Raw genomic sequence first — 25231 nt, forward strand, 5'->3', positions numbered from 1 at the left:
AAGGGAAACAAAATGTCAGATCTAACGGATGCAGCTTACTGGCGTCGGGTCAATGCCGGCAAGAAAATGTTAATGGGCGAGGACTCGTTCAACTCTTTCCCCAGCATGAATCCTGTGCAGCGCGATATGGCTTTCGCGAACGGTACATTCATTACCGAAACTCGCCATATCATGTTGCTGACGATGGAAGAGGCGCAAGAAATTGTCGATACCCTGATGGGCGGAACGGATAAAATCTTCTCCTACAAACTGGCGCCGGGCAACATTAAAGATATCCTGGAAGGCACTGGGAATATCAGTAAATTAATGACCTATAAGAATTCAGCCGGTGATCTGGTGTTTCATTTCAAATCGCTCGGTGTCCGGGCGATTGAATACACCTTCAAGGGAAAGTCTTACATAAAAATAACCGGGTATGCCGGATTGCGCCAAATTCTCAAGGGCACCCGTTATGCTGTTAATCATCCCCAGATGCTGGAAATGGGCATTGGCTACCGGGGCGTCGGTGGAGCACTTGTTAAAGGGATGAAATTCTGTATTTTTGCTTCCGTAGCCTGGCGCGCACTTGAACTGATCTTCAAATCTGATTATCACCTTGCCGATTTTCTTGTTGATGTTTCGGTGGATGCGGTGAAAACCATTGTTACTAGTATTGTAATAGGAATACTTGGCGGCGTTTTAACAGTAATCGGTTCACCCATAGCCTTATCTATATTTATTGTCGTGATAATAGGTGTTGCTCTAAATATTAGTTTGAATGTATTAGATGATCACATTGGTTTCTCGGTAAGTCTTAAAGAAAATTTACGGAAGAGTTGGGATGAGTATCAAAAAATAAATGAATGGAATTTTAAAAACTCCAAGCTGTTTTTAAATACACCTGTCGGATTTGGATATTGAAATGGTAAGTGACAATTTGTGGCAGTTCATTATTTTCAAGCTTTCTGCAATTTGCATGATCGCCTTTTGCGTGGGATTAATTTATCTTTGCACGGTTTTTATGGATGTAGAGGATACTTACTCATTAATCTCATTAGGGGATATTATACAATATAACGGCAAGACTATTATTTGCATTGGAGGGGTTCCTCTTTTGATTTGGGTGTTTTTCTTTTCATTGAAAACACTTTTGCATAAAGGAATAAAACCTCTAAAAAAAGCTACTGTAATCGGAAATATTTGGTTAGGAATTAGTATAGCCTCCTGCTGCTTAGGGTTTGTTATGTCCTTTATCATTCCTTTCATATTTATGTTTTCATCCTATACCGCCTGCAATACAGATACATACAGCAATTATTATGTCATTCACCCTGATTTATGTAAGACTATAGTTACGCATCGTTGGAGGGATAAATGAAAGATAATGAATTACGAAAATTTATTATTTATAAGTTATCAGCAGCATTTATGATGGTGCTTAGTGTAGTGTTGATTTGTGCTGTTATTAAATTCACGGACATGTTTAATACTTCCTCCATATTTTATCGTGGTGATATAATACAATATAATGGGAAGGTAATTATATGCGTTGGAGGAATTCCTCTGTTCATTTGGTTTTTCTTCTTTTCATTGAGAATATTATTGCATAAGGGAATGAAGCCTTTAAAAAAATCCACATTGATTGGAAGTTTGTGGGCAGGATTTAGTATAGCCTGCTGCTGCTTAGGGTTTGTTATATCTTTTATCATTCCTTTCATCCTAATGTTTTCATCCTACACTTCCTGCAACGAAGATAAACTCGGCAGTTATTATGTTATTCACCCTGATTTATGTAAGACGATAGTGCCTTACGACAAGTTGAGATAATGAAATAACCCTCTTCTTCAACCGCCTTTTGCTACAGAGTTTGTGACGCGCACCAGACTTTCACGTTGCCAGCCTTGTACTGAATGCGTACTGTTGTTCTTTCGAAATGGCTGACAAGAGTGGGCGAAAAAATGGCCGTGAAATGGATAATTCTATGTTTTGTAGGGGTTTTGTTGCTGTCATTCGGTTACAGCTATGCCAGGGCGGCTCACACTAAAACGGAGCCTGCCAGCCAGAACTGGGCGACGGCGCGTCGTGATTCTGCGGGTATTGCGCCCGATCCGGTCAAACTGCGCAGTACTGCGATTATCCAGATATATGCCGCACCGACGTATGGCTGGCGCGGGCTGGTGGCGGTACATCCGTGGATCATTTTCAAACGCGAAGGCGAAACGGCGTTTACACGTTATGACGTCATCAGCTGGGGCAGCACGAACGTTGTTCGCCGCAATTATGCGATCCCTGACGGTTACTGGTTTGGGTCAAAGCCTAAATTACTGGTCGATCACCGCGGGGCTCAGGCTGAAGCGATGATCCCCAATATTGTCGCGGCGATAAAAAGTTATCCGTATCCGCATACTTATCACGCGTGGCCGGGTCCCAACAGCAATACATTTATGGCGCACATTGGCCGTGAAGTGCCGGATCTGCAACTTGATATGCCGTCTAACGCCATTGGCAAAGATTATCGCGGCATCACAAACCCGATCGGTTTACCGCCATCAGGACGCGGCGTGCAGGTTTCAGTACTGGGGCTGTTGGGCGTCACGCTTGGCGTTGAAGAAGGTGTTGAAGTGAATGTACTAGGGCTGAATCTGGGAGTTGATTTCAAAAATCCGGCGCTGCGTTTGCCGTTTGTCGGGCGCGTTGGTTTTGATAATCCGCAAAATGCCGGGCTTTAGCGTTTTTTACTAAAATGTACTTCAGACTTAAAACTGGCCGGACTCTCTCCGGCCAGACAAATGATCAGAACGATGAATGCTTGTAGGACCGGTATTCTGGCTTCCAGAATTCAGTATCAAGACGGTTTTGCAGCGTCTCTTGCGACATTTCCGGCGCCACACCTTCCTGCTGTGCCACACGGGCGACTTCGGCGGCAATCACTTTCGATACATGCTGAATATCGGCGATAGCCGGTAACAGCGAACCTTTGCCGGTGGTTGCCAGCGGAGATAAGCTCGCCAGCGCCTGACTGGCAGCCAGCAACATTCCATCAGTTACGCGACGCGCTTTAGCGGCCAGGATCCCCAAACCTAAACCGGGGAAGATATACGCATTGTTACATTGCGGGATCGGGTAGGTGCGGTCCTGATAATGCACCGGTGCGAACGGGCTGCCGGTGGCCATCAGCGCGGCGCCTTCTGTCCACGCAATTACGTCCTGCGGGCGGGCTTCAGCGCGCGACGTCGGATTCGACAACGGCATGATGATCGGATGGTGGCAGTTGTGGTGCATTTCGCGGATGATTTCTTCGGTGAACAGCCCCGGTTGCCCGGAAACGCCAATCAGAATCGTCGGTTTGGAGTTATGTACGACATCCTGCAACGAGATGTTTTGGGCATCGACCTTCCAGTGGGCAATGTTGGCTTTACGCGTGACCAGCTTGCGCTGGAAACCGAGCACGTTCGGCATGTCATCCGTCAGCAGGCCAAAGCGATCCACCATAAAGACCTGGCTGCGCGCTTCATCTTCCGTTGCGCCTTCTGCAATCATCTGCGCAACAATTTTTTCTGCGATACCACAGCCGGCAGAACCCGCGCCGAGGAAAGTCACGCGCTGGTCGCGCAGTTGCGTTCCGGCGGCGTGGCTTGCCGCAATAAGGCAGCCCAGCGTGACAGCGGCGGTGCCCTGAATATCATCATTGAAGCAGCAAAGCTCTTCACGATAACGCTCCAGCAAGGGCATCGCGTTGGTTTGCGCGAAATCTTCGAACTGTAGCAATACGTCCGGCCAGCGTGTTTTCACCGCCTGAATGAACATATCCATGAATTCATTGTATTCGCCGTCGGTAATGCGCGGGTGGCGCCAGCCCATATACAGCGGGTCATCGAGGCGCTGCGCATTATTGGTGCCGACGTCGAGCATGATCGGCAACGTATTGGCCGGGTTGATCCCGCCGCAGGAGGTATATAACGACAGTTTACCGATAGGAATCCCCATCCCGCCGATGCCCTGATCGCCCAGCCCCAGAATGCGTTCGCCGTCGGTGACGACGATCACCCGGATGTCATTTTTGGAGAAGTTTTGCAGCATTTCATCAATGTGGTCGCGATCCGGGTAGGAGATAAACAGTCCTCTCGCGCGGCGGTAGATATCAGAGAAATGCTCGCAGGCTTCACCAACGGTCGGGGTGTAAATGATCGGCAGCATTTCTTCCAGATGAGAATTCACCAGGTTATAGAAGAGCGTTTCGTTGGTGTCCTGGATATTGCGCAGATAAACGTGTTTGGAGATATCACGTTTGAATTCAGAGAATTGGGTGTATGCACGGTCGGTCTGTTCGCTGATGGTTTCCACCTGATTTGGCAGCAATCCGTTCAGATTAAGCGCCAGACGTTCTTCGCGGCTGAAGGCCGAACCTTTGTTCAGCAGCGGATTTTCGAGTAACAGCGAACCGGTGTAATGCGTGTAGAGTGGGCGTTTTTTTAACATCATTAAGCCTTAGAGTTTGTACTCAGTGATTTCCCTCGGCGTTATTTCTTCGCTTCAGGATCCCTCGCAGTAAAATCCTATAAACAATCAAATCGGAGTGAATGGAAAATAAATAAAATGGCGCACAGCAGCCGGAATAGTATTTTTTATTGTCTTATTTTTATATCACGCGAGGGGTGAGGGTTCTGGTTACATAAATTACAAAAGCATTTAAATACTTACTTAGTGATGAAAGACGTCAGTATGTTGTTGGATATTTCTGAATAATTCAGCGTAAGTAATAAAATGACTTTGCACTTAAGCTAAATATTTGAAATTAATATAATCCATTGATTTTCATGCAGTTTACGGTTAAGTAATTATTGTTATTCCTATCTGATATACAGATGTGAGCATTATCACAAATACCTCTGGGTGAAAATAATATAAAGACTCGCGGTTTTATTTTTCTTCATTCAATTAACAATAAAAAAGATAAAGGTCTGATTATGCCAACGTTACTCTTATCCTCTTTATTTCCTTTAGTTTTTGTTATGGTTTTAGGCTGGCTGAGCGGGAAACTCGGTTATATGAAGCGGGACGATGCAACGGTATTAGCCACCGTGGTGATTCGTTTTGCTTTGCCATTACATCTTTTTATCGGCGCATTACACACCGATCCTTCCAAAATACAGAATTTATCCTTTATGGCTGTGCTGGTGATTGGCCTGATGGGGTCTTATCTTCTGACATTGTGCATCTCGCGGTTTCTGTTCCGGCACGACATAAAAACCAGCGCCATTCAGTCGCTGGTTTGTGCGTTTCCGGATATGGCATATTTCGGCGCGCCGGTTCTGGCTGTGCTTATCGGGCCGGAAGGTTTTCTCGGCGTACTGGTCGGGAATCTGATCACCAGCGTACTGATGATCCCGCTGACCATCGTTCTGATCCGCATGGGGGATAAAGACAGTGAACTGGCCGGGCAGGGCAGCCTGGGCAAAATGATTCTGACCAATCTGTTTAAAGCGGTGCGAAACCCGATTGTGTGGATCCCGGTGCTCGGCGTCATCATGAGTCTGGCAGGGATCAAAATCCCGGAACTGCTGTCATCTTCAGTTGAAATGATGGGGAAAACGGCAGGCGGGATTTCGTTATTCGCGCTGGGGCTGTTGTTCTTCGGTGAACGTCCGACCCTGAATATCCATACGTTGACCAACATCGGGATGAAAAACTTAATTCAACCCGCCATCATGGCCGCCGCCGGGATAGCATTTGGGCTGAGCCATACGCTGATGCAGCAGGTGGTGATTATCGGTGCTACGCCGTCGGCGATTGCCGCCGGAATGTTTGCGGTGCGCAGCGATACCTACGTGGAATCCGCGTCTTCTTCCATTCTCATCGGGACTGCACTCGGAATTGTGACGGAAGGGATCGTGATTTTTATGATGTCTTAAACCAGTAAGATTCACGGAGAGTGAACGGCCTGATTAAAAGCTCAGAACCCGTTCACTCTCCTCAGTTTGAAGCGATGCGCACAGGCTTATTCACGGCAATATACACGGTCTGCTGCCCGTTTGTTTTATGTTCTTCTGACAACTGTTCCCGCACCAGTGCACGCAGATCGTTTCTTGCCGTGTTATCAGAAACGCCCATTTTTTGGCTGACTTCTGCTGCGGTAAATTCCTTACCGGGTGCAGCCAGCATGATGTTGACGAGTGCTATCTGGCGCTGAGTGAGTCTTTGCAGGGCTCCTGATTTGAACAGCATGATGTCGAGAGATGTCCGGCGCGTTACAAGAGCATCTATGTGGTGATAGAGATTATCAAGTGCCCGTCTGATGATACTCAGCTGATATTCCAGGAAGTAGGTGAGATCCATGCCATCAGTTTCCGTGTACTGATAACTACGGGCGTATTTGACCGGTGCTGAGTAAAGCAGGTTGCTGATTGAAATAAACCGAAAGGCTTCATAGCCCGATTTAAGCAGATACCAGTAAAACAATGCCCGGCTGGTCCGGCCGTTGCCATCCCGGAACGGATGTTCATGGGCAATCATAAAGTGCAAAATGCAGGCTCGCAGAAGCGGATGAACGTAGGGACCCGCATCTGAGTTTATCCACGAACAGACGTTCTCAAGCCGCTCAATAATATTGGCAGCTTGCGGCGGTTGGTGAACGATATCGCCGTCGTAATCCGCAATCACGATATCATCTGAATCACGAAACTGACCAGGCATGTACTTGCTATCGTCAATTCCCTCCATACCGACAGCATGCAAATGTCGGATCAGGCTGATGGAGAGGGGTTCATCCAGATGCTCAGAGATTTCGGCCATCAGCCGGGCGTTCCCGACAATCATTTGTTCGCTCTCGGTACGCGGTTTTCTGCCTGACTCGAGCATACTGCGTGCCACCCGCGTTGTGGTATTGGCCCCCTCAAGCTGCGAACTGGTTATTGCTTCATCAAGTTCAAGCTGTATCAGCGCGGCGCCTGTACCCTGCAACCTCTCTTCCTGCTGGCGCAGCGCCTGCGTTGTGCCAGATTTGTCAACGCGCTCGCAGGTCTCATTCATGGATGCCGTAGTATTGAAACCCGCACGCTGTCCTGATTCGTTCTCATAGTCAATAAATTGGGATGCGAAAGCTCGCGCCCTGCGGGTAAAACTCCAGGCCAAAACCTGATCATCACCCTTATTCACGCGGTGCCTGAATTCATCCCAAGGCATATAACGTCCGCGTTCATCCACCAGACGCGCGTAGGGCAGGTAATGCTCTAATTGTTCGCCTGTGACGGATGACAGAGGGGTTAACTCAGGCGGCAGTTTAATGCTCATTTTCAATCTATCTCAAAAATTAAGAATATTGATATAGTTTACGCTGCTGCGGGATGGCGTCAAATTGTTCTGATCTGTAAGAACCCGGTTCTGCGGCATAAATAAAAAAGGCCCGCCATTTACGGCGGGCCTTTTGTTTTACTGCAATGCGATTACTTCACGCATTTAGCACATTGGTTTTGCTGAATCTGCTGGAAGAAGTCGTTGCCTTTGTCATCCACCAGGATGAACGCCGGGAAGTTTTCGACTTCAATTTTCCAGATTGCTTCCATCCCTAATTCAGGATATTCAACGCATTCCAGGCTCTTGATGCTTTGCTGAGCCAGAACCGCTGCCGGGCCGCCGATGCTGCCCAGATAGAAGCCGCCATGTTTGTGACACGCATCCGTCACTTGCTGGCTGCGGTTGCCTTTTGCCAGCATGATCATGCTGCCGCCGTTTGATTGCAGCAGATCCACGTAGGAATCCATACGGCCTGCGGTGGTCGGGCCGAGGGAACCGGATGCATAACCTTCTGGTGTTTTCGCCGGGCCCGCATAGTAAATCGGGTGATCTTTAACGTACTGCGGCAAACCTTCGCCGTTATCCAGACGCTCTTTCAGTTTGGCGTGCGCAATGTCACGGCCTACGATAATCGTACCGCTCAGGGAAAGGCGGGTTGATACCGGATATTCAGAAAGCTGCGCGAGGATTTCTTTCATCGGACGGTTCAGGTCAACTTTAACGGCTTCGCCTTCGCCTGCATGACGCAGTGATTCAGGGATATATTTGCCCGGATTGCTTTCCAGCTTCTCAATCCAGATACCGTCTTTGTTGATTTTCGCGCGGATGTTACGGTCAGCTGAGCAGGAAACGCCCATGCCTACAGGGCAGGAAGCGCCGTGGCGTGGCAGACGGACAACGCGGATGTCGTGCGCAAAGTATTTGCCGCCGAACTGTGCGCCGAGGCCCAGATTGTTCGCTTCGACCAGCAATTCCTGTTCGAGCTGTACGTCGCGGAACGCCTGACCGTGTTCGTTGCCTTCAGTTGGCAGGCCATCGTAGTAATGTGTTGACGCCAGTTTCACTGTTTTCAGCGTGGCTTCGGCAGAAGTACCGCCGATAACAAACGCGATATGGTACGGAGGACAGGCCGCTGTGCCCAGCGTGCGCATTTTCTCAACCAGATAACCTTTAAGCTTCGCCGGGGTGATGAGCGCTTTGGTTTCCTGATAAAGATAGGTTTTGTTCGCAGAACCACCGCCTTTGGCGATGCACAGGAATTTGTACTCGTCGCCATCGACGCTGTAGAGGTCGATTTGCGCTGGCAGGTTGGTGCCGGTGTTCACTTCTTTGTACATATCCAGCGCAGCATTCTGCGAATAGCGCAGGTTGTCTTCGATGAATGTGTTGTACACGCCCTGAGACAGGCTGGCTTCATCGTTGCCGCCAGTCCAGACGCGCTGGCCTTTTTTGCCCATGATGATCGCGGTGCCGGTGTCCTGGCAGGTTGGCAGAATGCCTTTCGCGGCGATCTCTGAGTTTCTCAGGAACTGCAATGCCACGTATTTGTCGTTTTCGCTGGCTTCCGGGTCATCCAGGATAGCGGCAACTTGTTGCTGATGCGCAGGACGCAGCATGAAAGAAGCATCGTGAAATGCGTGCTGCGCCAGCAGGGTAAGCGCTTCGGGCGCGACTTTTAAAACGTCTTCACCGTCAAACTGGCTGACAGAGACGTGCTCTTTGGTCAGCAGATAGTATTCGGTTTCGTCTTTGGAAACGGGGAAGGGATTCTGATAGTAGAAAGGTTTATTCGACATTGTTTTCTCACTTAATCCGTTATGGCCGCCACGGGTACAACGATTTTCAGGAAGAGTACGGGAAAATCACGGCGACGTTTCTATTCGTTCCGTATGTTGCCAGCCAAATACACAGGCTGGCAACGTGGTTTAACTGTTTTATTTCAGTAAATGCTCTGTTAATGCTTTGTAGGTGATTTTATGCACACCCTCAGAACATCATCACCATCCACGGGTAGCCGATAACCAGTAATGCGACCAGGAAGATTGCACCGAAGATGGTGCCCAGACGCCAGTAATCTTTGGTTGGCAGATAACCACTCCCGTAGTAAATCGGGCTCGGGCCAGTACCGTACGGTGTGATGATCCCCATAACACCCAGAGACGTCACCATCAGCAGACAGAACACCTGCATATTGATGCCCGGGATCGCAGCACCAATAGTCAGCATAGCCGGTAAAAGTGCGGTGGTGTGTGCGGTGGTGCTGGCAAACAGATAGTGCAGCAGGTAGAACGCCAGCAGCAGGGCGATTGTCGCCGCGCCCGGAGAGATACCGCCCATCAGCGCAGCGCCTTCTTTACCCAGCCAGGCGATGAAACCCGTACGGGACAGGCCGTCGGCCAGAGCAACCAGCGTGGCGAACCAGGCAAAGGTGTTCCAGGCCGGTTTATTGCTGGTGATATCGTTCCAGTTCAGAACGCCGGTCCACAACATCAGAACCACAACCAGCAGGGCAGCCATTGCTGGCTCAATGAAGCTGGCAGCAAAAATCCACATCGCCAGCGCACAGCATACGAAGACCAGCAGCAGGATTTCGTGACGGGACATTCTGCCCAGTTTTGCCAGTTCAGACGTCGCCCATTTTGGCACTTCGTCATTCACTTTGACTTCCGGCGGATAGAACCAGTAGGCCAGCAGCGGCATGGTCAGCAGCAACAGCAAGCCGACCGGCAGGAATGCCATGAACCAGGTGCCCCAGGAAATGTTGATTCCGGTGACGCTGTTCACGATGCCCAGCGCCAGCAGGTTAGGTGCCAGTGCAGACAGGAACATCGAGCTGGTGATACACGCCGCGGTGATCGCAACCCACATCAGATAAGAACCGATTTTACGCGCACTCGGGTCGTTTGGTTTTGAGCCGTACAGCGGGGGCAGGTTGGCAATGATCGGGTAGATCGTGCCGCCGCTGCGCGCGGTATTGGACGGTGTGAACGGTGCCAGCAGCAGGTCTGCGAAGGTGATGGCATAACCGAGCGTCAGGCTGCGGCGACCCAGATATTTCACCAGAATCAGCGCCAGACGGCGGCCAAACTGGGTTTTATCGTAGCCCGCGGCAAACATGAATGCGCCGAAGATTAACCAGACCGTAGAGTTGCCGAAACCACTGACTGCCCATTTAAAGGACTGTGCAGCCATTTTGAATTTCGGATCCGCCAGTTCTGCCGGGCTGAACAGCAACCACTGGCTGAAAAGGGCGATGACCACGACACCGGTCAGGCCGATAACGGCACCTGGCAATGGCTCGAAGATCAGACCGACGATGACACCGACAAAAATGGCGAAGAAGTGCCATGCGTAAGGTTCAAGGCCATCAGGAGTAGGAACCAGCAGCAACAGAACCGCCACCAGCACGGGAAGTAACATAAAGATCCAGCGATTTTTTTTGCCGGATTCGGCTTTTTTCGCTGGCTCTTTCACCGCAGTTTTTGTTATTTCGCTCATAATATTTATCTTAGGTAGTTAGGAATATTGTGATGATGCTTAGGTAAAATGTCTTATGTGTTTTTTTAGTTACTTTGCTTTTTTTAGTTATTTAACGTTGCCCGTTACTTATTGAAAATCTGCCCCGTTATTATTATTTGTGTTTGGTAGATGTCATTCCCCTTAAGAGGGAGGAGATGTTTATATAATGCGTTTTCCCTATTTATTACTGTTGATCTTGATCAACAAAATACGGTGGCAGTTTAAATTTTAGAATGAATAAATGCCCTGAAGAGACGCTATTAAATCAAACTCCCGGGAAGTTGTGATGGGAGTATCTTTACGGATGTAACCCTTGCACAAACAGGGGTATTCATAAATGAGAGTCATTCACATCCGTGAGCCTGACTGCGCCGATGCCCGTGGCCTTGCGGGCAGGTGAAATCTCTGATTTCTCGCGGGAAAGCCGGTTACGGATGTAATAGTTATCTGATCATATAAATACAAATAAGATCGTAGTTTACACGAATGTGATTATTTATTTTTAGCGTTAACATATTTTTAATATAACAGGCATTAAGTTAATAGATAAATAGTTAATAAACTAATGTAAGAGGTTTTGAAACTAAAAATAAAACTATATTAATAAGCATCAGACCGGCAATGAAATAAAACACATAAATAATAATCAGATATTTCGTCAAATAGCGGCCGGTAAAGAATTCAGAAAATTAATACTTAAAATTTGGAGTTATCATTATGAGCACCAACCAACCGCTATTGAGTCCGTTCACTCTGCCAAATGGTACTGTACTGAAAAACCGTTTCCTGATGGCACCTATGACCACCTGCACCGGTTTTTATGATGGCACCGTTACCAGCGAACTGGTGGAGTATTACCGTGCCCGCGCGGGCAGTATCGGCACCGTTATCGTCGAGTGCTGTTTTGTTGATGATAAAGGCCTCGCATTCCCGGGCGCTATCGGTATCGACAATGACAGCAAAATCGCCGGTCTGGCGAAAATTGCCGAAGCAGTGAAATCTCAGGGTTCCAAAGCGCTGTTGCAGATTTATCACGGCGGCCGCATGAGTGAACCCAAACTGATCGGCGGACAGCAGCCGGTTGCGCCAAGTGCGCTGGCTGCTCCGCGTGACGGCGCAGCAACGCCGGCTGCGTTAACCGCCGAAGAAGTCGATGGCATGATAGCCAAATTTGGTGAAGCAACCCGCCGCGCGATTGAAGCCGGTTTCGACGGCGTGGAAATTCACGGCGCGAATACTTACCTCATCCAGCAGTTTTTCTCCCCGAACTCCAACCAGCGTAACGACAAATGGGGCGGCAGCCGCGAAAACCGCGCACGCTTCCCGCTGGCGGTGCTGGATATCACTCATGAAATGGCGAAGAAATACGCCGATTCCTCATTCATTATTGGCTACCGTTTCTCACCGGAAGAACTCGAAGAGCCGGGCATTCGCTTCGCGGACACTATGTATCTGCTCGAGCAACTGGCGGCACGCGGTCTGGATTATCTGCATTTCTCCCTCGGTTATTCGCTGCGTCCTTCCATCGTCGATACTACTGACCCGACGCCACTTATCGACAAATATGTTGCGATGCGTTCTGACGTGCTGGCGGCCATCCCGGTGATGGGCGTGGGCGGTATTGTGAATAAAGCCGACGCGGAGCTGGCGCTGGAACATGGCTACGACATGATTGCCATCGGTAAAGCCTGCATAGCTTATCCGGACTGGACCGATCGTATTGCTAATGATCAGAAACTCGAGCTGTTCATCGACAGCACACAACGCGAAGCCCTGACCATCCCTGAACCGCTGTGGCGCTTCTCGCTGGTTGACGCGATGATCCGCGACATGAGCATGGCATCGAAAAAATTCAAAGCCGGTATCTTCCAGGAAAAAGTGCAGGACAATGCGCGTGAACTGGCGATTAACGTCAGCCTGGAAACCGACCGCATCTCTGACATCGTGCTGGAAGCCGGTGGAGATCTGGACGTGGAGTTCACCACCAGCTTCGACATTATCCGTACACGTATTCTCGATGCCAACAGCCCGCACGTTGACGCCGTTACGGGGGCAACTGAACAGAGTGAAGCGGTGAAGAAAGCGGTATCCAAAGCCATCGCAAAATCCTGCAAAGCGCAATTACTGGAAGAGGGCGGCAGCCTTTCCGAGCCGCAAAGCTACGACGTGGTGGTGGTTGGCAGCGGCGGTGCCGGTCTGGCGGCAGCGATTCAGGCTTGTGATGAAGGCGCGAAAGTGCTGATTGTCGAGAAAATGTCTACCATCGGCGGCAACACCATCAAGGCCTCGGTGGGCATGAACGCCGCGGAAACCCGTTATCAGAAACTGAAAGGCATCGAAGACAGTAAAGAGCTGTTCTATCAGGAAACCCTGAAAGGCGGCCAGTTCAAAAACAACACCGTGCTGCTGAAAGAGTTCATCGAACGCGCCCCGCAGGCTGTCGAATGGCTGGCTGCACACAACATTGAACTGAGCGATATCACCATCACCGGCGGGATGAGCATCGACCGTACGCACCGTCCGGCAGACCGCAGCGCAGTCGGCGGCTTCCTGATCAGCGGTCTGGTGAAAAACCTCAACAAACGCAATATCGACGTGATGCTGGATACGTCCGTGACCGAAATCCGTTACATCAACGGCGCGGTGCAGGGCGTAGAACTGCTCAACGATGAAAACGAAGTGCTGACGATAAACGCCAAAAGCGTGATTGTTGCGACCGGTGGTTTCAGCGCCAACCGCGACATGGTCGTGAAATATCGCCCTGAACTGGACGGTTTTGTGACCACCAATCACAAAGGCGCGACCGGCGGCGGTATTGCCATTCTGGAAAAAATCGGTGCCGGTACTGTCGATATGGGCGAAATTCAGATTCACCCGACCGTGGAACAGACAACGTCATATCTGATTTCCGAAGCCATCCGTGGCGGCGGCGCGATTCTGGTCAGCCAGGCGGGCCATCGCTTCTTCAATGAGATGGAAACGCGCGATAAAGTTTCAGCAAAAATCATCGGTCTGCCAGAGAAATTTGCCTACGTGGTCTTCGACGAGCAGGTGCGTTTAAACAACAAAGCGGCGGATGAGTACATTGCACGTGGTTTCGTTATCAGCGGAGCAACGCCACGCGAACTCGCCGCTAAGCTGGAAATGGGGTCAGACGCATTCCTCGCTACGCTGGAGACTTACAACGTTGCGGTGGATAAACAGGACGATGCAGAATTTGGCCGTAAAACAGCGATGCGCCATCCGATCAATCAGGGGCCGTTCTACGCAATCCGTATCGCGCCGGGGGTTCACCACACCATGGGTGGCGTGACCATCAACACCGATACCTGCGTGCTGGATGCTCAGAAACAGGTGCTCAGCGGTGCATTTGCAGCCGGTGAAGTGGTCGGCGGGATCCACGGGGGCAACCGTATCGGCGGGAATGCCGTTGCAGATATCATTATCTTCGGTATTCTTGCTGGACAGAATGCAGCGAAATACGCGATGCAATAAAAAACCGTTTTCCTTGCGGTTGCACGGAGTCTGGCAACGCTAAGCCAGCGCCTGTAACTGTAAGGTTAAGGTTTCAGTTCAACGTAAAGCCTGTCCCGCATCGCTGTGGGGCGGGCTTTTTACTTTTTTTCATTAAGGTCTGTTTTAAGGCCTGTTTTTGGATAAATCTGATGACGCCAGATGATCGTGTTTATGCTTACTCCGCCGTTTTGATGGGTTCGCCCATTCTTCTCAAGCTGTTTGAACATAATGAAACCCTGGCCTCAAACGTTTTCCGGCTCATCAAACTTCAGGAAAACAAACTGACGGTTAACCGCCAGCAATCTGAAGTGATGTCGGTTAACCATGCGGCAGGCGATCACGCCGTTGCCGTCAGCAAACCGGTGTTTGACCTGATCAGCCGGGCGAAAGCCGTGAGCGTAGTGGAAAACAGCAGTTTTAATTTCACTATCGGCCCGCTGGTGAAGCGCTGGAAAATCGGTTTTAGCGGCAACAGCGTGCCTGCGGCCACTGACTTACAGGCGCTGCTGAAGATCACGGATCCGCATGACGTGATCCTCGACGAAGGATCGCAGTCCGTTTTTCTGCATAAAGCGGGGATGGAAATCGATCTTGGCGCGATTGCCAAAGGGTATATTGCGGATGTAGTTCGGGATTATTTGCGGGAACAGCGGGTGACTCAGGCGCTGATCAATTTGGGTGGCAATGTCCAAACATTGGGCGCGGGGGCAGAAGGCGCGTGGGCGATTGGTTTGAAAAAGCCATTTTCTGATCCGGAGTCGCTGATTGGCGTGATAAACGTGACGAACAAATCGGTGGTGACATCGGGCATTTACGAACGGTATTTCGAGCTAAACGGCCAGCGTTACCATCATATTCTCGACCCGAAAACCGGCTATCCGCTGGATAACGAACTTCTCAGCGTAACCATTATTTCCGATGATTCGATTGACGGTGATATCTACACCACGCTGCTTTACGGCATGGGCGTGGAAAAAAGCCTCAGGTACTTGCAGAATTTCCCGCACATTGAGGCTGTTTTTGTCACGAAAGACCAGCAGATTATCTTCTCGTCGCAGCGGCAGTTTACATTCACGCCGCTAGACCCGGACTATCACATTACTGGCAGTATTGCTTAAGCAGCGAGTAATGATCGGCCTGTAAGCGGTAGCGGTAAACCGGCCTGCCGGTCACGCCATAATGAATGCTGGTGAAGAGGATGTTCATCTGTGCCAGCCATATCAGGTATTTACGACAAGAGACCCGCGAAATATTCACTGAACTGGCGAGTTCGTCGGTGGAGAACTCCATCGTCGGATGCTCGTCAATCCACTGGCACAGCGTGCGCAGCGTTTGTGGCGTGAGGCCTTTCGGCAGCTTTTTGGATTCTGCCGACGCCGGGTTATTGCCATGAATTAACCGGTCAACGTCCGACTGCTCGTAATATTGCTGGTTATCCATCAGCGTTTTTTTCTGCTGCCAGCCCGTCAGTGCTTCCTCGAAACGGGAAAACTGGAACGGCTTGATCAGATAATCCACAACGCCGTAATTCAGCGATTTTTTGATGGTTTCAGCATCGGCGGCGGATGAAATCACGATCACGTCGATAGGGCGGCGGGCATCGCGCAGCTCAGGAAGCAAATCCAGGCCGTTGTCCTGCTGCATGTAAACATCGAGTAAAATCAGGTCGATAGACAGTTCTGAATTCAAAACCAGATCTTTCGCCTGTTGTAACGTCGACGCCGTGCCGCAGCACGCGAAGCCTTCAATCTGGCCCACGTAGCAGCGGTTAAGCTCGGCTACCATGGCATCATCATCAACTATCAGCACATTGATCAAGAACTTGTCCTCTCACCATCCCAGGGAAGTTGTACAAAAAATTGGGTATAAACATCGGGTTCGGATTCCACGTTAATGGTTCCGCCGAGGCTTTCAACTTGCTGTTTTGCAAGGAACAACCCCATACCACGTTGATCACCCTTGGATGAAACACCTTTCTCAAATATTGCCTCGACGTTCTCCGGTGTAATCCCCGGTCCGTCGTCACTGACAACGCAGGCCAGCGAGCCATTCTGATAATGCAACAGCACGCTGACTTCGCCGTCCGGCTGATCACCAAGCGCATCCAGCGCATTTTCAATCAGATTTCCCAGCACGGTGATAAGCGCCGCGACCTGATTTTCATTGTTGTTATCAGGCAACAGGCTGTCGTCGCTGAGCGTCAGTAAATGCCGGGTATCCGAGGCACGGTTAATCTTACTCAGCAGGAATCCGGCGATAACCGGAGACTTGATTTTCAGCAGCAGGGACCCGATTTCAGCCTGATAATTATTGGCCGTTTTGAGAATGTAATCTTCCAGCTGCGTGTAACTTTTCATGTGCAGCAAACCCAGTATCACATGGAGTTTATTCATAAACTCATGCGAGCGTTCCCGCAGCGAATCGGCGTAGTTTACCATGCCACTCAGGCGCTGCATCAACTGGCTGACTTCCGTCTTGTCCCTGAAGGTACAAATTGCGCCAATAATGACGCCGTTATTGCGCACCGGCACGGTATTGCTCAGCAGCAAACGGCCTTTGTAATTAATCTCTTCGTCACGACGCGGAACGCCGGTATTGAGCACATCGCGCAGGTTGGCGATAAGCGGCAGGGAATCCGCATTCGGCTCCACGTCCGTGGCGGTTTCCTGAAATATCTGGCGTGCGGTCTGGTTGATGAGCGTCACATGTGCGTCCTGGTCAACGGCTATCACACCTTCCTTGATAGATTGCAGCATCGCCTGGCGCTGTTCGAACAGCGTCGAAATCTCATAAGGCTCCAGCCCGAACAGAATGCGTTTCAGCATTTTGACCAGGAACCAGGTGCCCAGTGCGCCAACCATCATGCCAAACAGCACAGTCCAGAGAATGCTCCAGCGGCTTTTATTAATTTGCTCTGTGACTTTTACCAGCGAAATCCCGATGGCGACCACGCCGATTTGCTTGTGATGATCGTCATACACCGGCGTAAAGACGCGCAACGCTTTATCCAGCGTCCCTTTGTTTATAGAGACATTTTCGTTGCCGAGCAGCGCGGGATTGATGTCATCACCGATAAAATGGTGACTGATCACATCTGTATTCGGATGTGAGAAACGGATGCCGTCCATATTCGTGACCACAACAAACAGCAGGTCGTTGCGCTTTTGCACGGCGCTGGCGATCGGCTGGATTATCCCGCTGTCCGGAGAAAGGGAAAGGGCGTGTTTCACTTCGGGGGAATCCGCCAGCGTTCTCGCCACAGCCAGCGCTTTATCTTTAACGCCATCACGCGTGGTATCGCTGACCTGGACAAAATAGAGCAGATGGACAACCAGCAGCACGGAAGCAATCACGGCGCTGATCATCAGAATGACGGAAGTACTGAGTTTCATGGGGTGCTTGCGCACTGATTGACGTTGCTGCGAGTCGCTCATGGGAGCCCCAAAGAGAAAAGAGCAGAATGCTCATGAATGATAATTAATAGTTCGCGTTAAACGTCCTGCGCCGATGTACTGACCCTGGCATGAACGATGAACTAACCCTGTTCAGCCATAATGATAAGTCTATTCGCTTGATATTACCGCTATTTAATACTTTCTAAAGTGCGTTTTGCGGCGTGTCTTCCAATGCTGTAAAGAAAAAAGGCCTGAATCTCTTCAGGCCTTACAGATACGAACGTAAAACGTCTTACTGGAAGTAGATATCGCCGTTTTCGGCTTTAGTGATCTTACCGTCAGTGTCGGTGATCAGCGCGTAGCTGCCACCGATATACGTCCAGTGGGTGCCTGCATCTGGCGCAGGAAGATGACGCTCCTGCCAGCCGATGATTTCATAGGGCTTGGTGCGGTACAGCGCCGGAACCTGATCGCCAATCGAGTAAAGTTTGGAATCATCGTAGAACGATTTGATTTCATGAGAGTTTGACGCAGCGAACGCTGTATTGGCCAGTGGCAATAAGGAAGAAACAACCAGAGCTGATAACATAACAATTTTAGAATGACGCATAGATTATCCCGTTTAAAACCATCAACGTAATGCCTGCCTCGGTGATATGCCGCCAATCCATTGTGTGAGCAGTAAAGCCGAAACCTGTGCTTTTTTGTAGGACAGAATAATAACGAGAAAATCACCAAAGGACGGGGCGTTTTATTGTGTCTAAATGCAAATGAAGCAGGGTGCAGGTACCGGTTTTTCCACTTCATTAAGACTCTGGTTTCTGAAAAACGCGGAAAATTCTTATTTTTGAACCTGTACAGCCCGTTACGCAGCGGGTTTCAGCCGGAGAGCTATGATTGAGTTATCTGTACCTCGCTACAGATAACCACTGCATTTATCCCTTGTGTCCGAATGTGTGCTTGCCCGTGCTAATGCGGGCTTTTTTTATTTGTCTGGTCGGCATAATATCCTGCACCGCAAATCAATTTCTTTCCAAAAGCGTGATAAAACGCGCTACGTTGCAGTTTCTGGTTTCATGTGTCTGCAATATCCGCAATAAGATTGTTCTGGTTATGTTATCTTGAGTGCACACTTTTTTTTCTCATGCCGAGTTCATTCCATGCCGGATATCAGGATTGTTTGCGAACAATGTGGCTCAGACCGTTTTATTGCCGCGGTGAATTCTCCGTTCGCAGAAGTCGTGCATTCCATCCAGTGTGCCGACTGTGCTCATCCTGTGAGAGTAGACGAAGTGGTCATCTTCAGAGACGGAACCTACATCAGCGGGACATTCGACGCGTCATCAGGCACCCAAAACCGGTTTAATGATTTTGATATCTGACGGAAGAAAAGCGCCGGAAGGGAACATCATGCAGGATAGACGGTGGATTGATGGCGGGTTCGTTAATGGTATTGTTATTTAACATAATCATGATTATGCGCACCAAATCGCGGATCCCATTTTATCCCAAATCTCATCAAAATCTTTCGATCTCTTGTACGCAGCGTTGATGCCGGGCTTGAAAATCACATCAGCTTTGATTATTTTGGCAGTGCCTTCTGAAGGTCGTAAGCGTTTACGTTAACCAACGCGCATCTCCCGCTTAACTGCGGGCAATCTGATGTGCAGGTAACGATAAATGTCTAAATTTTCTCTCCCGCTTTTTTCATTTCGAAATCCGCAAGTTCTGGGATTCATCCTCTATTTTCTGGCTGGTTTTGCAGACGGCCTGATGGTGCCATTCTTTCCGCTTTGGGCGCAACACACGGCGGCAATTCCGGTCGGGCTGATCGGCTTACTGTTTGGCTGTTATGCGGGTGGCGAACTGATTGCTGCGCCGTTTATTGGCGGCATTGCTGACCGCATTGGCCGCAGGCCGGTGCTTGTACTCTCGGCTACCGGCGTTGGTCTGGGGTTCATTGCGCTCTACTTTGCGCATGGCGTCATTGAAGCCGCATGGGTTCTGGTGGTCATCGGGATTTTTGAATCTGTCTTACACCCCACGATATACACGCTAATCGCTGACGTAACACCGGCTTCCGAGCATCGTCACCAATTCAGTATTGCACGCGTCTGCTCATATGCTGGCGGGATTGCGGGCCCGCTGCTGGGTGCTGTCATCGTGCAAAGCAGCCTGGGCGACGTGTTTATGGCCAGCGGGATTGCTCTGTTGTGTGGCGCCGTTCTGCTGATTCTTTGCCTGCCAGAAACCCGGGAACATGGCGATGAACCGGATGACGAGGAAGAAGATGAAGGTTTTGCGGCTTTGATGCCCGTTTTTCGCGACCGGCGGCTTGCCATTTTATTGTTCTGGACTCTGCTGCTGGGCGTTTCAGGCAGCTGGGTTGAGGCCATTTTACCGCTCTATGCCCATAATCAGCTGGGAATGAGCAACACGGATGTCGGCTTGTTGTTCACCTTTGGCGCGGTGCTCAATACTTTCGGGCAGATCACCCTGACTAAAATGTTTTCCCGACGCTCACCTCTGTTCATCGTGCTAAGTGCGGGGTTGACGCTGATCCTGGCTTTCGGGGTACTTTTAACCTCCCCGCATATTCTGGCTCTGGTCGTGGCCGTTTGTTTCTATTCTCTGTCACAAATGATGGTCGGCCCGCTGATGCCTGCCGCCGTCAATCAGCTGGCGCCGGTCAGACTGCGTGCGACGTATATGGCGGCGCTGTCGGTAGTCAGTGATTTGCGCGATTCTGTGGGGCCAGCAACGGGAACTGCGCTGTTCGCGGTGGCTTTTTCCCTGCCGTGGATGATAGGTATTCCGGTTGTAGCAATTGCCGCGCTGGGGTTAGGTATCTCATTGTCATCACGCCGTAAATCTTCAGTTCAGACCTCTGAATAACGTGTAAATATCTCAAACTGAAGGTGACAGGTTCGCCCTGTCACCTCCATTCAATTGCCGCTTACGCCGTCAGTTGTTTAATCAGCACTTCTGCCGTTTCCGTTGAGGACATCGGGTTTTGTCCGGTGATCAGCAGGCCGTCGCGGACGACATACGAACTCCAGTCTGCGCCTTTGGAATAGTCCCCGCCCTTCGCAATCAGCTCGTCTTCCACCAGGAACGGCACTACGTCCGTCAGGCCAACCGCCTCTTCTTCTGTATTGGTAAAACCGGTGACTTTTTTGCCTTCTACCAGCGGTTTGCCAACGGGCGTTTTTACATGACGCAGCACGCCGGGAGCGTGGCAAACGAGAGCAACGTGTTTGTTCGCCGCCAGGAATGCTTTGATGAGTGCGATTGAGTTTTTATCTTCTGCAAGATCCCACAAAGGACCGTGACCGCCCGGATAGAAAACGGCGTCGTAATCGGCCTGTGAAACGCTGTCGAGGCGAACCGTTGCAGCCAGTTGTGCCACGGCATTCGCATCGGCCTCGAAACGATGAGTCTGCTCAGTCTGGAAATCAGGTTCATTGCTTTTCGGATCTAACGGCGGATTACCGCCTTTTGGCGAAGCCAGCGTGATTTCAGCGCCCGCATCATTGAACGCATAGTAAGGCGCTGCCAGCTCTTCGAGCCAGAAACCTGTTTTACGTCCGGTATCGCCCAGCTGGTCGTGTGAGGTTAAAACCATAAGAATCTTCATCGTAAATCTCCGGTGTTGTGGGGTAAAACGACCAAGTAGACCAGTCGTCTAGATGTTAGGTAAATAAAAAACGGTTAACCGTTTGTGATAAACCCCCGTCAGGGGGTGGTATGAATAATTTGCTGCGTCATGCTCATGGCCGAATCAAACGGGCCGGTATTGCGGACAATCTTAACCATAATGCTGGCACCGACCCAGAGCTGATAAAGGCTCTCCGCGACGCGAGCGGGTTCATCATCAAGGGTCAGGGAGCCTTCCGCGACGCCTGATTCTAATGCATGCGCAAGCCGCGATATTATCCCTGACGTCCCTGCCTGCAAGGTTAAACGCATACTGTCGGACAAATCCGCCACTTCTGCGCCAAGTTTCACGGCAAGGCACTTACCCTGGCAGTCATAAAATGACTGTGATTCCTGCCATTGTTGCCAGTATTTCATCAGGCGCTGCGACATCTTCAGGCCCGGCTGGCTCAGCGTGCTGTCGAGCTGCGCCAGATAATCATCAAAATAGCGCTCAAGCATCGCCGCGCCAAAGGCCTCTTTCGAACCGAAATAATGGTAGAAAGATCCCTTAGGCACGCCTGCGTCCCTGAGGATTTCATTGAGTCCGACCGCCGAAAAACCCTTCCCGGCCATAATTCGCTGGCCAGTCTCGAGAATGTGCTCGCGGACATCATTGTTATGGTGCTGAGTTGCTGTCGTCATGGGGCTAAACTATCAGCGATTAGACCAGTCGTCTACAAGTAAATTAAACGAATTGTCTTTTGCCGAAAAAAAGAGGCCGATCCTCAGATCCGCCTCTTTCATCTTTACCCTGCTGTTTCGCTATTTGTTGAGAATAGCGTTATGTCTTATCACGCATTGGTCGCGGGTTTCGTTTGTGAATTTTCCAGCATTTTGCGTACCGGAATGATCAGCACGAACAGCACCGCAGCACAAATCAGCAGCGAAATAGAACAACGCGCGAAGAGATCTGGCAGAACGTCCAGCTGGTCGGCTTTCACGTGGCCACCAATCAGGCCAGCCGCCAGATTACCCAGCGCACTGGCGCAGAACCACAGCCCCATCATCTGGCCGCGCATTCTTTCCGGTGCCAGCAGCGTCATGGTCGCCAGCCCAATCGGGCTCAGGCACAGTTCGCCCAACGTCAGCATCAGAATACTGCCCACCAGCCACAGCGGGGATACCCCTGCTCCGCCGTTGCTCAGCACATTCTGCGCCGCCATCATCATGATCCCGAAGCCCGCCGCGGCGCACAGAATACCGATGATGAACTTAGTGATGCTGCTCGGACGCACGTTATTCTGTGCCAGTTTCGGCCATGCCCAGCTAAATACCGGGGCCAGCAAAATGATGAACAGCGCATTGACGGACTGGAACCACACGGCAGGGATTTCAAAATCGCCGATCATGCGGTTGGTGTAGTCATTAGCAAACAGGTTGAACGAGGTCGGTTTCTGCTCAAACGCGGACCAGAAGAACGCCGCTGAAACCAGCAAAATGAAGCACACCAGCAGTCTGGCGCGCTCTTTGCGATTCAGACCGGCGAACACGAACAGATAGATGAAATAGAGAACGACCGAGGCCGCAATGACGTACACCAGCATGCTGGCAAGTGCGACAGGATTAATGACGATAATGCCCTGTGCGATCAGCGTAACGATAACCGCCACACCGGCTGCCAGCGCCAGCAACCAGCCGCCGACGCCTTTTTTCTTCGCCACCGGGCTGTTCCAGGTAGAATCCAGACCGACTTCGCTGTCATAGCGTTTCATCGCCGGAACGGCGTAAACGCGGAAAATAATCAGCGCCACCAGCATCCCGATACCACCGATACCGAAGCCCCAGTGCCAGCCGTGGGTTTTGATCAGCCAGCCGGAAATCAGCGGTGCGATAAATGAACCCATGTTAATGCCCATATAAAACAGTGAGAAACCGCCGTCGCGGCGCGTGTCCCCTTTTTTATACAGCGTGCCGACCATGACGGAGATGCACGTCTTAAACAGGCCGGAACCGAGGACGATAAACATCAGGCCGATAAAGAACAGGTTGTCGCCAAACCACGCAGACAACGCAATCGCGAGGTGGCCGAGCGCAATCAGAATTGAACCGTACCAGACCGCTTTTTGCTGCCCGAGCCAGTTATCCGCCAGCCAGCCGCCCGGTAATGCGGCGAGATACATACAACCCGCGAAAATACCCACGATTGCCGATGCGTTTTCGCGCGCCAGCCCCATGCCGCCGTCGTAAACGGTCGCGGCCATGAACAGAATCAGTAAAGGGCGGATCCCGTAAAACGAAAACCGTTCCCACATTTCGGTAAAGAACAATGAACCCAGCGGATACGGATGGCCGAAGAACGTCCGGCTCTCGTTTTTGTTAACAGAGGAATGCATAAATTCTCCAGAGAAAGTCTTTAGTCGTGCTTGTGAATACCGAAATGTCCGGCGGCATCTGGACGGCCGCTCTACGACAATCAGCTTTTATTATGGGTAGCAAAATACCAGTCAGGTCTGGCGCCAACCGGGGGACTTTAAGATGAAAAGTCGACAGTTGTCTACTTTTACAGATTTTAAATCGGCAAAAAGAGAGGGGTTATTGGCATGAATATGGCGAGGTGATTTAACGCATTAGGAAAACAACCCTATGATTTATAGATAAATCTTATTGCACAAAATGCCCGTGTTTACCATTCAAAAAAGAACAGACGCCATGACCGCGCGTCTGTTCTGATCAGCCGGTTTCAGTGATGTGAGCCGGAAATCTGCGTTATCCGTTTCACTTTACGAGAAACCCAGAGCGTAAAACGTCTCCAGATTTGCGCGATCCGGTAATGCTGTCATGGCCCCTCTGGCCGTCGTTGCCAGTGCCCCGCAAGCGAGCGCCTGACGGAGTGTCTGTTCCCAGTCGCTTTCTGAATTCAGCGGCCAGTGTTGCGCCAGTCCGGCCAGTAATCCGGCGACAAACGCATCGCCCGCGCCGGTTGTATCCAGGGCTTTCACTTCAGGCGCCGGATATTGCATCAGCGACGCATCATTTTTGCGGTATACCGACACGCCATTTTTGCCCTGTGTGACCAGCAAAAGTTCAGGATTATGACGGTCGCACAAACGCAGAATACCCTCGGAAAGCAGCGCTTCACCCGTCAGATATTCCAGTTCGTCTTCGGAAATCTTGATGATATCGGCCATCGACAGCGCCTGGTTCAGGCAATCGCGTAGCTGATTTTCATCCGGCCATAAGTCGTGGCGAATATTCGGATCAAAACAAACGATGCCGCCCGCCGCTTTCATCTGTGCCATTGCCAGCACGGCGGAAGATCGGCTGGGTTCTGCGGATAAAGCAATGGAACACAGGTGTAGAAACTGCCCGGCTTTGAAGGCAGGAATGTCCGTCGGTTGAAGGAATAAGTCTGCACCCGGACGCACCATAAAGGTAAAAGAGCGTTCTCCGTCTGCATCGTTTTCAACCACCACGGTTGAAGTGCGATGGCTGACGTCAAGAAGCATGTGCTCTGTGTCTACGCCCTCAGCGCTCAGCGTTTTCTTCAGGTATTTCCCAAACGGGTCATCCCCTACCCGCCCGATAAAGGCGCTTTCTCCGCCCAGACGACTGATCCCCACGGCGACGTTAGCGGGCGCACCTCCCGGACATTTCAGTAAGCGGCCATCTTCTTCCGGAATTAAATCCACCACCGCATCGCCCAGTACCCAAATTCGATTTTTCATTTTCATTCCCTGTATTCGATCCCTGTCTGGCTACAGGGTTAGGTAAAATAGAAGAACCGGTTTAGCTAATCAAGTACAAATGAATTATCCGAGTTTAGTGATAATTTGCAAAGAGGATCACAAATACGGGATCTGACGGTAAAACATCATTGATTAAATCAGGCG

Annotated in this window: 20 protein-coding genes; 9 read left to right on the forward strand and 11 right to left on the reverse strand. The window is 50.6% G+C overall.

What is annotated here, in order from left to right; translation table 11 throughout:
* The first annotated feature begins 12 nt into the window (after positions 1 to 12).
* From KWG64_RS08745 to KWG64_RS08760, 4 genes are all read left to right on the forward strand, one after another.
* Positions 13 to 900 carry a hypothetical protein gene (locus tag KWG64_RS08745; RefSeq protein WP_218521638.1) on the forward strand — a complete coding sequence of 296 codons (888 nt, stop codon included), beginning with the start codon at positions 13 to 15 and terminating at the stop codon, positions 898 to 900.
* Between the two features lie 100 nt (positions 901 to 1000).
* Positions 1001 to 1357 (forward strand): DUF1240 domain-containing protein, encoded by a 357-nt coding sequence (locus KWG64_RS25865; RefSeq protein ID WP_370628633.1) that lies wholly within the window; start codon positions 1001 to 1003, stop codon positions 1355 to 1357.
* Entirely contained in the window at positions 1354 to 1806 is a 453-nt protein-coding gene (locus KWG64_RS08755) for a DUF1240 domain-containing protein (protein WP_218521640.1), read from the forward strand. The genes KWG64_RS25865 and KWG64_RS08755 overlap by 4 nt, the downstream gene beginning before the upstream one ends.
* 131 nt (positions 1807 to 1937) lie before the next feature.
* Positions 1938 to 2708, forward strand: a complete 771-nt coding sequence (locus tag KWG64_RS08760; RefSeq protein ID WP_195813533.1) for a DUF3750 domain-containing protein — start codon at positions 1938 to 1940, stop codon at positions 2706 to 2708.
* Positions 2709 to 2772: 64 nt separating this feature from the next.
* Here KWG64_RS08760 and KWG64_RS08765 read toward each other — a convergent pair whose 3' ends face one another.
* On the reverse strand, positions 2773 to 4458 hold the full coding sequence (locus tag KWG64_RS08765; protein WP_370628626.1) for an NAD-dependent malic enzyme: 1686 nt from the start codon (positions 4456 to 4458) through the stop codon (positions 2773 to 2775).
* Positions 4459 to 4946: 488 nt separating this feature from the next.
* Here KWG64_RS08765 and KWG64_RS08770 point away from each other — a divergent pair, with 488 nt between their 5' ends.
* The gene (locus tag KWG64_RS08770) at positions 4947 to 5891 is read left to right on the forward strand and encodes an AEC family transporter (protein WP_218521642.1); all 945 of its coding nucleotides are present in this window, start codon (positions 4947 to 4949) and stop codon (positions 5889 to 5891) included.
* A gap of 61 nt (positions 5892 to 5952) precedes the next feature.
* On the opposite strand, the gene KWG64_RS08775 is transcribed toward KWG64_RS08770, so the two are convergent.
* The 3 genes from KWG64_RS08775 to KWG64_RS08785 form a co-directional block, all read right to left on the reverse strand.
* Entirely contained in the window at positions 5953 to 7269 is a 1317-nt protein-coding gene (locus tag KWG64_RS08775) for a Fic family protein (protein ID WP_218521643.1), read from the reverse strand.
* A gap of 152 nt (positions 7270 to 7421) precedes the next feature.
* Complete coding sequence (gene fumA, locus KWG64_RS08780) at positions 7422 to 9068, reverse strand: class I fumarate hydratase FumA (RefSeq protein WP_152323875.1); 1647 nt, start codon at positions 9066 to 9068, stop codon at positions 7422 to 7424.
* A gap of 190 nt (positions 9069 to 9258) precedes the next feature.
* On the reverse strand, positions 9259 to 10770 hold the full coding sequence (locus tag KWG64_RS08785) for an anion permease (protein ID WP_165060344.1): 1512 nt from the start codon (positions 10768 to 10770) through the stop codon (positions 9259 to 9261).
* A 738-nt stretch (positions 10771 to 11508) separates the two neighbouring features.
* Here KWG64_RS08785 and KWG64_RS08790 point away from each other — a divergent pair.
* Both KWG64_RS08790 and KWG64_RS08795 read left to right on the forward strand, forming a co-directional pair.
* The gene (locus tag KWG64_RS08790) at positions 11509 to 14286 is read left to right on the forward strand and encodes a flavocytochrome c (protein ID WP_218521644.1); all 2778 of its coding nucleotides are present in this window, start codon (positions 11509 to 11511) and stop codon (positions 14284 to 14286) included.
* Positions 14287 to 14456: 170 nt separating this feature from the next.
* Positions 14457 to 15425, forward strand: a complete 969-nt coding sequence (locus KWG64_RS08795) for an FAD:protein FMN transferase (protein ID WP_218521645.1) — start codon at positions 14457 to 14459, stop codon at positions 15423 to 15425.
* On the opposite strand, the gene dcuR is transcribed toward KWG64_RS08795, so the two are convergent.
* The 3 genes from dcuR to KWG64_RS08810 form a co-directional block, all read right to left on the reverse strand.
* Positions 15406 to 16125 carry a two-component system response regulator DcuR gene (dcuR, locus tag KWG64_RS08800; protein ID WP_195813376.1) on the reverse strand — a complete coding sequence of 240 codons (720 nt, stop codon included), beginning with the start codon at positions 16123 to 16125 and terminating at the stop codon, positions 15406 to 15408. The genes KWG64_RS08795 and dcuR overlap by 20 nt on opposite strands.
* Complete coding sequence (locus KWG64_RS08805) at positions 16122 to 17741, reverse strand: sensor histidine kinase (RefSeq protein WP_218521646.1); 1620 nt, start codon at positions 17739 to 17741, stop codon at positions 16122 to 16124. Before KWG64_RS08805 ends, dcuR begins: the two co-directional genes overlap by 4 nt.
* A 253-nt stretch (positions 17742 to 17994) precedes the next feature.
* Entirely contained in the window at positions 17995 to 18312 is a 318-nt protein-coding gene (locus KWG64_RS08810) for an RcnB family protein (RefSeq protein ID WP_195824064.1), read from the reverse strand.
* A gap of 550 nt (positions 18313 to 18862) precedes the next feature.
* Here KWG64_RS08810 and KWG64_RS08815 point away from each other — a divergent pair.
* Both KWG64_RS08815 and KWG64_RS08820 read left to right on the forward strand, forming a co-directional pair.
* The gene (locus KWG64_RS08815) at positions 18863 to 19084 is read left to right on the forward strand and encodes a hypothetical protein (RefSeq protein ID WP_218521647.1); all 222 of its coding nucleotides are present in this window, start codon (positions 18863 to 18865) and stop codon (positions 19082 to 19084) included.
* A gap of 298 nt (positions 19085 to 19382) precedes the next feature.
* Complete coding sequence (locus KWG64_RS08820; RefSeq protein ID WP_218521648.1) at positions 19383 to 20597, forward strand: MFS transporter; 1215 nt, start codon at positions 19383 to 19385, stop codon at positions 20595 to 20597.
* Between the two features lie 61 nt (positions 20598 to 20658).
* On the opposite strand, the gene KWG64_RS08825 is transcribed toward KWG64_RS08820, so the two are convergent.
* The 4 genes from KWG64_RS08825 to KWG64_RS08840 form a co-directional block, all read right to left on the reverse strand.
* Positions 20659 to 21339 carry a type 1 glutamine amidotransferase domain-containing protein gene (locus KWG64_RS08825; protein ID WP_218521649.1) on the reverse strand — a complete coding sequence of 227 codons (681 nt, stop codon included), beginning with the start codon at positions 21337 to 21339 and terminating at the stop codon, positions 20659 to 20661.
* Between the two features lie 98 nt (positions 21340 to 21437).
* Positions 21438 to 22043: a TetR/AcrR family transcriptional regulator gene (locus tag KWG64_RS08830; protein WP_218521650.1), complete on the reverse strand. Its 606-nt coding sequence runs from the start codon at positions 22041 to 22043 to the stop codon at positions 21438 to 21440.
* 149 nt (positions 22044 to 22192) lie between these two features.
* Positions 22193 to 23734 carry a peptide MFS transporter gene (locus tag KWG64_RS08835; RefSeq protein ID WP_195813382.1) on the reverse strand — a complete coding sequence of 514 codons (1542 nt, stop codon included), beginning with the start codon at positions 23732 to 23734 and terminating at the stop codon, positions 22193 to 22195.
* A gap of 387 nt (positions 23735 to 24121) precedes the next feature.
* Positions 24122 to 25066 (reverse strand): aminoimidazole riboside kinase, encoded by a 945-nt coding sequence (locus KWG64_RS08840; RefSeq protein ID WP_218521651.1) that lies wholly within the window; start codon positions 25064 to 25066, stop codon positions 24122 to 24124.
* Positions 25067 to 25231 lie beyond the last annotated feature (165 nt).

The organism is Rahnella sp. PD12R, assembly GCF_019200965.1.
Lineage (GTDB): Bacteria > Pseudomonadota > Gammaproteobacteria > Enterobacterales > Enterobacteriaceae > Rahnella > Rahnella laticis.